14 protein-coding genes are annotated in these 11,453 nt (G+C 32.0%); 13 read left to right on the top strand and 1 reads right to left on the bottom strand.

All coding sequences use genetic code 11. The features are described from left to right. Positions 1 to 94 precede the first annotated feature (94 nt). The 13 genes from BS101_RS12920 to BS101_RS23870 all read left to right on the top strand — a co-directional run bounded on the left by BS101_RS12920 (position 95) and on the right by BS101_RS23870 (position 9,433). Entirely contained in the window at positions 95 to 943 is an 849-nt protein-coding gene (locus BS101_RS12920; RefSeq protein ID WP_073539195.1) for an undecaprenyl-diphosphate phosphatase, read from the top strand. 138 nt (positions 944 to 1,081) lie between these two features. Continuing rightward, on the top strand, positions 1,082 to 1,786 hold the full coding sequence (locus tag BS101_RS12915) for an alpha/beta hydrolase (protein WP_073539194.1): 705 nt from the start codon (positions 1,082 to 1,084) through the stop codon (positions 1,784 to 1,786). Positions 1,787 to 2,037: 251 nt separating this feature from the next. Further along, entirely contained in the window at positions 2,038 to 2,253 is a 216-nt protein-coding gene (locus tag BS101_RS12910) for a hypothetical protein (RefSeq protein ID WP_242951260.1), read from the top strand. 349 nt (positions 2,254 to 2,602) lie between these two features. Next, positions 2,603 to 3,172 carry a nitroreductase family protein gene (locus tag BS101_RS12905; RefSeq protein WP_073539193.1) on the top strand — a complete coding sequence of 190 codons (570 nt, stop codon included), beginning with the start codon at positions 2,603 to 2,605 and terminating at the stop codon, positions 3,170 to 3,172. A 381-nt stretch (positions 3,173 to 3,553) separates the two neighbouring features. Next, the gene (locus BS101_RS24255; protein ID WP_278335235.1) at positions 3,554 to 3,682 is read left to right on the top strand and encodes a hypothetical protein; all 129 of its coding nucleotides are present in this window, start codon (positions 3,554 to 3,556) and stop codon (positions 3,680 to 3,682) included. Continuing rightward, positions 3,679 to 3,846 carry a hypothetical protein gene (locus BS101_RS22775; RefSeq protein ID WP_156876047.1) on the top strand — a complete coding sequence of 56 codons (168 nt, stop codon included), beginning with the start codon at positions 3,679 to 3,681 and terminating at the stop codon, positions 3,844 to 3,846. Before BS101_RS24255 ends, BS101_RS22775 begins: the two co-directional genes overlap by 4 nt. 26 nt (positions 3,847 to 3,872) lie before the next feature. After that, complete coding sequence (locus BS101_RS12900; RefSeq protein ID WP_278335284.1) at positions 3,873 to 5,018, top strand: RNA-guided endonuclease InsQ/TnpB family protein; 1,146 nt, start codon at positions 3,873 to 3,875, stop codon at positions 5,016 to 5,018. Positions 5,019 to 5,199: 181 nt separating this feature from the next. Then, positions 5,200 to 5,850, top strand: coding sequence for a response regulator transcription factor (locus BS101_RS12895; RefSeq protein ID WP_242951259.1), 651 nt, complete (start codon positions 5,200 to 5,202; stop codon positions 5,848 to 5,850). A gap of 86 nt (positions 5,851 to 5,936) precedes the next feature. After that, positions 5,937 to 6,863, top strand: coding sequence for an ATP-binding cassette domain-containing protein (locus BS101_RS12890; RefSeq protein ID WP_073539191.1), 927 nt, complete (start codon positions 5,937 to 5,939; stop codon positions 6,861 to 6,863). Next, complete coding sequence (locus BS101_RS12885) at positions 6,847 to 7,599, top strand: hypothetical protein (protein ID WP_073539190.1); 753 nt, start codon at positions 6,847 to 6,849, stop codon at positions 7,597 to 7,599. The genes BS101_RS12890 and BS101_RS12885 overlap by 17 nt, the downstream gene beginning before the upstream one ends. Positions 7,600 to 7,615: 16 nt before the next feature. Then, a complete protein-coding gene (locus BS101_RS12880; protein WP_073539189.1) occupies positions 7,616 to 8,518 on the top strand; it encodes a sensor histidine kinase in 903 nt (300 codons plus the stop codon). A gap of 92 nt (positions 8,519 to 8,610) precedes the next feature. Next, positions 8,611 to 9,189, top strand: a complete 579-nt coding sequence (locus BS101_RS12875; RefSeq protein ID WP_242951258.1) for an MFS transporter — start codon at positions 8,611 to 8,613, stop codon at positions 9,187 to 9,189. Positions 9,190 to 9,226: 37 nt separating this feature from the next. Continuing rightward, complete coding sequence (locus BS101_RS23870; protein ID WP_242951257.1) at positions 9,227 to 9,433, top strand: hypothetical protein; 207 nt, start codon at positions 9,227 to 9,229, stop codon at positions 9,431 to 9,433. Here BS101_RS23870 and BS101_RS12870 read toward each other — a convergent pair. Beyond that, positions 9,395 to 11,179, bottom strand: coding sequence for a DUF2207 domain-containing protein (locus tag BS101_RS12870; protein ID WP_073539188.1), 1,785 nt, complete (start codon positions 11,177 to 11,179; stop codon positions 9,395 to 9,397). The genes BS101_RS23870 and BS101_RS12870 overlap by 39 nt on opposite strands. Positions 11,180 to 11,453 lie beyond the last annotated feature (274 nt).

Here is an 11,453-nt window from a genome sequence, read left to right as displayed (position 1 = left end):
GCAGCAGTGCTTATCTCTCACTTTGAGAAGTTGGAAGTATTAGCAATGGTAGCGTTCGGATAAAATATTTACAAAAATAGAAAAGGATGATCACATGGACAGTATATTTTTAATAATAAAATCTATAATATTAGGAATAGTAGAGGGAATAACGGAGTTTCTGCCAGTGTCTTCAACAGGACATATGGTGATTTTTGAAAACTTGATGGGATTTAGAGGGGACAACCCTGCTTATGTTGAAATGTACACATATGTTATACAGCTTGGAGCTATACTGGCAGTAGTAATACTGTATTGGAAGAAAATAAAAGAAACTCTTGTAAATTTCTTTCCGCAGAAAGTTGGATATGAAAAATCGGGATTTAAATTTTGGTTCATGATATTTATTGCCTGTATTCCTGGAGTTATCTGTCAGCTGATATTGGGTGATCTGGCAGATAAATATCTGTTTGTACCGGTATCTGTGGCAATAACTTTGTTTTTAGGTGGTATATGGATGATATATGCTGAAAATAAATTTAGAAATAAAAATTCCAGAGACAGGGGATTGAGTATTACAGCAAAGCAGGCCCTGATAATCGGCACCTTTCAATGTCTGGCCATAATTCCAGGAATGTCGCGTTCAGCTTCGACAATTATAGGCGGATGGGTGTCGGGACTTTCTACCGTTGCTGCTGCTGAATTCTCCTTTTTTCTGGCAATTCCGGTCATGGTAGGGATGAGCGCTTTGGAGATTTTAAAAATTGGTGGTATGGCAAGCCTTACATCTATAGAAATAATCTCTCTTGCGGTGGGATTTCTGGTATCATTTTTAGTGGCTTTAATAGTAATCGACAGGTTTATCCTGTATTTGAAAAAGAAACCTATGAGAATATTTGCAGTATATAGAATGATATTTGCAGTTGTGGTATTGTTGACAGGATTTTTAGGAATATTTCGTTAGCAGGGTAATTTTATTTCAAAACAGTTATTCAAGGGTACAGGATATTGTATAAAATAGAATAATTTATACATAAATTATTCACAGTAGTAATATATGACGAGTCGCAGATTATTTATATTTCATGGAGGATAAATTGTAATGATAAAATATAATTTTAAAATAGATAATATTCCAGCAATTTTGTGGGGTAATAAATCAGATAAATTATTCGTAGTTGTACATGGCAGTATGTCAAATAAGGCTGATGATGTGATTGTTATATTTGCAGAAGAAGTAACAACGAAAGGTTATCAGGTGCTCAGCTTTGATTTGCCCCAACATGGTGACCGTAAAGATGAACACTATGCTTGTAAAGTTCAAAACTGCGTTCAAGATCTTAATACTATTAAGGATTATGCAAAATCGTTATCTAATAATATAAGCATTTTTGCTTGTAGCATAGGAGCATATTTTAGCTTATTAGAATATAGCCATGAGTCATTGAAGCAGTGCTTATTTCTCTCCCCAGTGGTGAATATGGAACGCATCATAAGTAATATGATGACGTGGTTTAATATAAGTGAAAGCAGATTAAAAATAGAGAAAGAAATTTCAACACCTATTGGACAAATTCTTTATTGGGATTACTACTGTTATGTGAAAGAACATCCTATTATTGCTTGGAATAATCCAACTTCAATTCTCTATGGCTCAGAAGATAACTTATGTGAGTTTCACATTGTATCCCAATTTGCAAAGAGGTTCAACTGTAGCTTACAAGTAATGAAAAATGGAGAACACTATTTTCATACTGAGAAAGAGTTGCAGTATTTTAGACATTGGTTGAAAAAATATATATGTTAAATAATAATAAAGAGTAGTAAAATGTGATATTGTATAATTAATTGGAAGGGATAAAATACGGAGGCCGATGCATCGGGGAGGCCAATAAGCATAACGTATCCATTCTTCTCTCTCACGATTGGAAGATGTCAAGGGTATTTGGCATGTATGGGGCGAGTGTGTAAATTTAAGATTGGCTGACAAATTATTTTCAACATCTTGATTACGGCGGTACATCTACAGGCCCTAAACCAAAAAACTTTAAAACAGCTTTGGTTGCAACAATGAATGTCAGTGATGAAATTCATGTTGAAAGAGGGTTTGAGGATACTTTAACTAGTTTTGCGGGAATTATGGGCTGCACATTGGGTAGTTGTGAACTACTAACTTTAACAAATACCGTTCAATTTGATGATTATTCAAAGTACGTTTATCTGATGCCGGATAAAGAAGAAAAATCTAATCGTGTCGAAAAAAATTATGCTTGAAAACCGTGAAAAAAATAATGACAGTATAAAATTTGAAAAATAAAAAATAGAAAATAGGATTGCGGCTTGACAGCCCTTTTTCTATATAGGTCCTGTAAGTAATTTGCATTATGAGAGTATTATGTACTAAATAAAATAAATATTTTACCGAGCTATTATACAGATAGCTTTAATTCTTTTGATGAATCAGAATACCCTATGAAAAATGGTTAGAGGAAATCATAATACTGCTAAATGCACATCTTGGAAGCAGCTGGAATGAAAGATTAGAATTATTGATTGAAAATCAAAGAAGAAAGTACAAAAAGCAAAGTAAAGATAATTTAAATAATTCATGGAGGAGAGGAATATGCAAAATATATTTACCAATGAAACTTTAAAAAACATTAAGCAACGCAGGAGCATCAGAAGTTTTAAAAATGAACAGATAAAAGATGAAGAATTACAGATAGTGTTAGAAGCGGGGCTATATGCACCTAATGCTGGGAATCAAGCATGGCATTTTACAGCCATTCAAAACAAGGAAATCATGAATAAATTAAATATTTTAGCAAAGAAAGTAGCAAAGCATATGGGCGGACCATTAGCAGCATTGGGTAGCGATGAGAAATTCCATTGTATGTATAACGCACCGACACTGATAATAGTGTCAGGTGATGAACAAAGCATATGTCCTGAAGTGGATTGTGCTGCTGCTACACAAAATCTGCTAATAGCTGCAGAATCCATTGGTTTAGGGTCGTGTTGGATTTTCTTTGTCACGCTTGCATTTGCTTCATCACAAGCCGCTGAATTGAGAAAAGAATTACAAATACAAGATGGCTACAAACCGTATTATGCGGCTGTGTTTGGATATAAGAATACTGAGACAGTTAATATACCAGAAAGAAATTCCAACCTCATTACATATATCAAATAACTTTATTTGTGAATATGCAAAAATAATATAAATAATAATTTGATATATAATAGCTCAATATTTTGAAAGTAGGTTTAAAATTTAGTAGTTTTAGGTTTTTTTATTATTTTTTAGATATTTATAAACTCTATTTTAATTACTCCTTCAGTTTGTGTGATATAATCATTTTAACTCTTATATTTAAAATAGCAAGTGTGATTTTTGTATAATGTAAGTATTAAATTAATACTGAAAGAATAGATATGATAGAGAATTAAGGCAGCCTTTTTGGAAAAAGCTCTTATTTTACAGTGCAAAGGATGTCTTTGATAAAAATTGTTGATTAGAGAAATAATGGTATAATGAGGTGCTTTAAATTATAATAGGACTAAGTTTCAGAAAATGTGGGATTTAATATTATCTAATCAAGTTGAAAGAATTATTATAGCTTATAAAGATAGATTTGTGAGATTTGGATATGACTTTTTTGAAATTATGTGTAAAAGATTTAATATAGAGATTGTTATATGAATAAAGCAGAAGAAAAAATATATGAACAAGAAATGGTAGAAAATTTAATGACAATAGTTCATGTTTTTTCTAAAAGGCTTTATGGAAGTAGAAGTTATAAACAAAAAAAGTTAATCAACGTGATAAAGGAAGTGATAAAAGAAGATGTTCAAGAAGAAAGATGAAATCAAAGTTATACTTATGAAAAAAAATACAGTGTTATCCTACAAGAGAACAAATAAATCAGTTAGAACATGATAGTTTTTGGTGTAAAATTCTTTATAACACATATCTTTCTCAAAGAAAAGAGATTTATGATTATAGTAACAAAAGTATAAAAATGTCAGAACAAAGAAATCAAATAATTAAATTAAGAGAAGATAATTCTGAATATGCAAAGATTTACGCAAAACATCTTCATGCGGTTTGTATGGACTTAGAAGAAGATTATAAAGGGTGTATAAAAAAACGAGCCAGAGGAGAAAAATGTAAACTCCCAAGATACAAGGATAAGAACTATTGGTATCCATTAAAAACACCAAAACAATATGTAAAAATAAAAGATGGAACAATTAAACTAGGTTTTTATGAATTAAAAATGGATATCAATAAAATACCTAAAAACTATGGTGAGATATGGATTACTAAAACGAGAGACAAATATATTCTTTCAATTACTTATGAATTAGATAAAAAACAAAATCAAAATGAAAATATATTGGCAGTTGATTTAGGTATCAGTAAATTAATTACAGCAACTAATCAAAATGGAGAAATTTTAGAAATAATTAATCCAAGATATGATAAATACTGGAATAAGAAATTAGACCAAATTAGGTCAATGAGAGATAAAAAGAAAAAAGATAGTAGAAGGTATAAAAAACTTACTCAAAGACTAAATAAAACATATAGTAAGAGAAAAAAACAGCAAGAACATTTTTTACATTCTGTTACAAAGCATATTATAGAAGATAATAAAACTATAGTTATAGGGAATTTATCACAAGAGAAAATGATAAAAAACTCAGAGATTAAGAAGTTTAATAGAAGTATTAAGGAAAATTGGGGATTAGGCAAGTTTAAAACCTATTTAACATACAAGGCAAAATTGCATGATGTTGAAATAGTAAAGATTAACGAAGCATATACTTCAAAGATTTGTTCAAATTGTGGGAATAAACACGATATGCCATTATCCAATAGAGTTTACAAATGCGAATGTGGAATGAGTATAGATAGGGATATCAATTCTGCAATAAATATCTTTAATAGATATAAAGAAAATGAACAGTTCACTTATAAGAATATAAATAAAGTAACTACTCTATATTTTCGAAATGGAAAATTAGTTGCTTAATTTTAGAAAGGACGTGGCAAAAGTACCGTTGGCTTGCGGTATAACATTATAGAGAAATGTTATTATGTACACTAATAGCAATATTGAGTGTATGAATTAAATCTATAATTCTTATATATTTATTTGGATTTTTATAGATTTCTTAAAGCTGAAGTTTTTGAAACAAATAGAAATATTGATTGTGGAGGATGATAATGATATTAATAAAATATTGGAATTAATTGTGAAAAAACAAGGATACAGAGCAACTTGCTGTTTTTCTGGTACAGAGGCTCAATTAAGACTTCAACAACAATCCTTTAATCTAATTTTGCTGGATATCATGCTGCCAGGACTAACTGGAGAGGAATTGCTGAGGGAAATTAGAAAGCAATCATCTATTCCGGTTATTGTTATTTCTGCGAAGAGTATTATTGAAGACAAGGTGAACATTCTAAAATTAGGTGCAGATGATTATATGGTTAAACCTTTTGCCCGTGAAGAAGTTGCTGCACGAATTGAAGTTCAACTACGTAAAAATTATTTACAACAAACAGGAGATTGTCTAAGCTGGAAAGAACTTACTTTGGATGAAAGTCAGCATAGGGTAATGGTTAAAAAGTCGGATTTAAATCTCACCAATGTTGAGTTCGATATTTTAAAAATTATGTTGAAGCATCCCAAACAAGTATTCTCTAAAGCTAAGCTGTATGAACTGTTGTGGAACGATATTTATCAGGGAAATGACAATAGTATTAGTGTCCATGTATCTAATATTCGTAAAAAAATTTCTGCTATTACCAATGAAGAATATATAAAAACTATTTGGGGAATCGGTTTTTCACTAGTTTAGGTATCATCTTTATGATTTCTTTATAATTTGCTTAAGGCTTCTTAAAAAACAGTTTGTAAACTAAGAAGTGTAAAGGAGGACTGAAGATGAAAACACCAATTTTAAAAACAACTAATTTAGAGAAAAGGTATAAGGATCAGGTTGCCTTGGAAAGTACTGACTTTGAACTATATAAAGGGGAAATATGTGCTATTATCGGAAAAAATGGTGCTGGTAAATCAACTTTATTCAAGATGATTGCTGAAGAAATATTTCCTACAAAAGGTGAGATCACTTTGTTTGGCGAACCATATGGAAAACGTAATGCCCGCAAGAGAATGGGTGTCATGATTGAAACTAATGTGTTTTTTGATAACTTTAATGCCCACCAAAATTTAGAGTATTACCGTTTGCTGCGTGGAATTCCTGAAAAGGCAGTAATTGAGAAGGTATTAAATACGGTAGGACTTGCAGAACATAATCGTAAGAAATTCTCCCAATATTCATTAGGGATGAAACAGCGGTTATCATTGGCATTGGCTTTATTGTCTTCACCGGACTTTTTGCTTTTAGATGAGCCAACCAATGGTCTGGATGCTGAAGGAATGGTTGAAATGCGTCAACTGTTTCTTAAATTAAATCAAGAACATCAAATTACAATTTTGATTTCAAGTCATATTTTATCACAGCTTCAATCAATTGCCACACGTTTTGTTTTTTTAAATAAAGGTAAAGTTGTTCAAGATTTATCCCGGAAAGAATTATTGGAAATGAGTCAGCAGTTTATTTTCCTTCGTGTCAATGATGCTAAGAAAGCTTGCTTTATATTAGAAAATCATTTTGTAGATATGGACTATAGGGTTTTAGCCGGTGAGCAGTTGGAGATTTATAATTATATTGCACAACGTCAAAAAATTAATAGGCTCTTAAATGAAGGTAATGTGGATATTTTAGAGATGACGGTTAAAAGTAAGAACTTAGAAGAATATTTCTTAGGGCTGGTAGGAGGTGATGAGAATGTTGAATCTAATTAGAAGTGAATTCTACCGCTTAATACGTTCAAAGCTATACTGCGGACTTATTATAGTTAGTACTTTTCTTGTCACGGCTGCCGCAGGGGTATTACAGCATTTTAGATTTAAGGAACCAACTTTTCCCTATGGCACAAGAATGTTCTATTATAGCAATGTACTCGGTATGACTACTTTAATTATTACTTTATGCTTATTGGTTATTTTAATATTAACACGAAAAAGTAAGACAAAAATGTGTGCGGCAGTTTCCTTTGGACATTCTCGTCAAGCTATTTTCTGGTCAAAATTGATTACTTTATCTTTTGGGGTAGTCATTATGGGCACTATTATTTTATCAGTTACTATTTTAAGTGGTAATGTCATTTTTGATTTGGCAAATAATTCAACTCTAGATCAATTTTTAATTGCCTTTAGCAATATATTTCCCATTGTTGCTTCTAGCTTTATTTTAGGGTATGTTTTGGCCATTAATGGAGTTTCAGAAATTTTAAACCTACTTATTTTGATGTTCATTTATCGTGTTTTAGGTGTTTCAATCAATACTTTAGCGGGCAGAGTAAGTGCCCTAAAAACCATCTCTAAATGGACACCCACTACCTTGTTTGATAATAATTTAGTCCATTATATGTCCAATAATGTTTATTTCGATGTGAAGTGTTGGGCGTTGGGATTGATGATTATTTTTATAAGCTTGATTATTGGGCAGACAATTTTCAAAAAAAAGGATTTAGCCTAATGGAAGGAGGAGAGTTATGATTTATATTGTGTGTATACTGTCAGTTGTAACTATCCTCTGTCTGATAAAATATTATTTTACAAAAATAAATATCCATGCATTAATTGCACAAACTAACAGATTGAATAGGCTTATTTCTGAAAGTAATGAACAAATTAAGGTGGTTGCCCCTGATAAAACAACAGAGAAGCTGGCTATTGAAATTAATCATTTAGTTGATTGCTATAAGACATTACAATTGAAAAATATTAAAGAAAAGCAGCAGTACAAAAAAATCTTAGCTAATTTTTCTCATGACTTACGGACACCACTAACCTCTATCATGGGATATATCGACATAATTTTGCATTTAGAACTATCGGAAAAAGACAAAGAAAAATATTTAGAGACTGTGCAATATAAATTGAAAACCTTAAACAATCTGGTGGATTCATTATATGATTTATCTTTAATCGATGCCAAGGAGTATCCGGTGCAGTTAAACCCGCACTCAGTATATCAGCTGCTGTGTGATAGTTTATTACTGTTTCATCAAGACTTTGAAGATAAAAGTATCTCATTACAGTTGAATCTTGATGAAAAAGTTCCTTTGGTGTTGTTGGATGAAAAAATTACCAATAGGGTATTGCTGAATTTACTCCAAAATGTCATACGCTATGCTAAATCATACTGCAAAGTTGATTTGGGAGTAACGTATGAGTATGTTAATATCAGCATCAGCAACGATTGTGAGCCTTTAAGTGAGGAAGATGTATTACAACTTTTTAACCGTACATACAAGGCTGATAGTAATCGCTCTAAGCACTCTTCGGGTTTGGGTTTGGCCATTGCCAAAGAGCTGATGGAATTACAACTAAGTAATATAAATGCAGATTATCATGATAATACTTTGACATTTATGCTTCGGTTTAAACGTTGATATGATTTGGCTACAGAAGATGGAATCAATTATTGAAAATACCAAAACTAAAGCTGGAATAACTTTCTAGATTCTTTAATGTGTCATCATCTATGATTGGAATTTCAGCCATGTTGATTCAAATTGGCTATGCCCTGGGACTGATTTTCCTAGTTCCTTTGGGAGATATTAAAGAACGTAAGGGTTTAATCATTACAATGTTATTTTGTTCAGCAATATCGCTGATTTCTCTTTCATTTGCTTCAAACATATATTGGTTATTGGGTAGTTATCTATTGGTTGGACTAACTTCTATTATTCCAATGTTGATTGTGCCTTTGGCTGCACATCTGGCAAATCCAGTAGAAAGAGGTAAGGTGATTGGAACTGTAATGAGTGGCCTTTTAATCGGCATTTTAGTATCTCGTGTTTTTAGTGGAATTATAGGCTCAGCTTTAGGATGGCAGGTTGTTTATAGAATAGCTGCCGGAATGATGGGATTACTAATTATAATATTTAATTTATGGCTTCCCAAATCTGTTCCAGATACTTCTATGGGTTATGGAAAATTACTCAAATCTTTAATTGGATTACTGAAAAATCAGCCGGTTTTAAGGGAATCTTCGTTAATTGGTGCAATGATTGTTTGGGACTTTCAGCATATTTTGGACTACACTATCTTTTTTACTTAAATCACCAGCCTACAACTTAGGAGCTCAAGCTGCTGGAATGTTTGGATTAGTGGGAGTTTTAGGAGCTTTGGCAGCTTCAATAGTAGGACGAATTGCCGATAAGAAAAGTCCTCAATTCACTTTAACTATAGCTATAATACTTTCATTTTTGTCATATATTTGTTTTTTGATTTTTGGATATCAAATGTGGGGACTTGTCATTCAATTAAAATCCACCGGCACCTCCACCACCGGAACTGCCTGAACTGGAACTACTTGAATCAGAACTTGAGCTGCCTGAGGATCCGGTATTGAAGGAATCGTATATATAGTAACTGAATTGTTCCTTCCTATTTAAATTCATGCTGTCAAAGAGAAGGTAATAGTATATCCAGCCCATGTTTTGTGAAGGATTGTGAAAGGCTGCCGTGAGATTTGACATACTCCCTTTCTTAATATTTAGGGCTTCTGCGTAGGGGATATAGGATTCTATATAATGGGTATTGAGATCACAGGTGAAGTCCGTATTTTTAATGTATTTTATAAATTTTATCCAGTTATTATATCTAGACTGGCCCTTGGGGCTTTTTTTGACACAATAATATACTCCGCAGATCATAGTAATAACCGATGCAAGCAAGCTCAATATTCCCATACCAGCTCCAAAAGCCAGAGATACAATGGAAATAATTATTCCTATAATGGAAAATGCAATTAACCATATGCCGGTACGGTTGGCTTTTTTGTCATAATAATTTCTAGATTTGACTTCTTCTCTTATGAGATTTGACCATTCTTGGGAATCATGATAAAAGGGAGATTTCTTGTTGGCTTTTTTTATGGAGGATGTAGTGACACTTTTACCGTTACCAAGCTTGTCAAATAACCAGTTCATAAAATATCTCTCATGATTTAAAAGTTCTCCACTATCTTTTTCAACTTTATTGATTGAGAAATTAATTTTATCTTTTTTGTTTTCAGGTTCTGCTTTTTTAATAGTTAAATAACCCTTTCTCCATAAATCAAGTAAGGTTGCATATATAGTTCTTCCAGTTGCAGTCCTGTTCACCAGATAAGCTGCTACTGCAGGAGTACATTCTTCAGGGAGTTCTGGTGGAGAGTATATGCTGTATACATCCTGGTTATTATTTCTAAATTTTCTCCATATTATGAGAATGAATATGAGAAAAAACAATACTGAAATTATGCTTACATAATTGAAAGTCTTTTTTCTCGCAAGGGCAAGGGCTATTTTCTGCTGTTGTTTTTCTCTGTAGTCTGCTTCTTCGCTTAAAATTCTGTCCAGGGCATTTTCATTCCTTGTTTTAGGGGACAGTGGAATTGAACTAGCGGGGAAAAGCACCCTTGCTTCTACAAGCTCTTTTGAATTAATATGGGGAAAGGTATACTCTACAGTCCCGTTTTTGACAGATATATTTCCAGATGAAACAGTATGGTAATAAGCTTTAATATCTTGATTTTCCATATTATACGGCAAGTTAATGTGAATTTTCAGATTATCTATTTTAGTTTCGTTGTAATCTGACCAGTATTCATAGAAAAGCTCACCTGTGTCCTTGTATTTTGTGACAACATTTTTCATGGTATAGGCTATTTTAAAAGTTTTCTCTTCATTTTTTGAAGGTGAGTAGATTTTGAGCCTGTAGAGATCCTTATTCTGTTTTGATATTTCAAACACATTGTTATCTCCGTTTTTGGCGTCAGTTACCTTCCTAAAAGGTGTTTCCTGTCCGGCTTCGGATATAAATGACACTTTTATATCATATATGCCCTCTGTGTTTCTGATGGATATGTCCCTATAAGCTCCATTGAATTTTTTCTTGAAATTGTAAGTTATAAGTTCCACCATATCAATAGAACCATCTTCTTTTATGGTAGTTTCTATGTTGAATTTGGACAGAGCTATTTCCTCCGATGAAGCTGAAACATTGAGTGGGTTAACAGAAATTATGAAAAACAGTACAAAAAGACCTAGAAGAAATTTTTTCATTGATAACCTCCTGAATTTTAAGAGTTTGTATTACATCTGCCATTTTGTATAATTCCAGTATATATTGTTATTTATAGAGGTGTCAATTTAATCTATGTTTCATTGTTTAAAAAACATTATAACGAGAATTCCAAATATTAACCCCTGTAAAACAATTGCCAGAAAAACAGGTTAAAGAATTGACCCCAATTTTTCCGAATAATAAATTGGAATACTGACAGCAAAATTTTTTCATAACAAAATGCTATGAAAAAGATTTAATAATTAATGATAA

The sequence above is a fragment of the Clostridium kluyveri genome (assembly GCF_001902295.1).
Lineage (GTDB): Bacteria > Bacillota > Clostridia > Clostridiales > Clostridiaceae > Clostridium_B > Clostridium_B kluyveri_B.
Note: the sequence above shows the minus strand (reverse complement) of the source record. Positions and strands in the feature narration are given on the sequence as shown.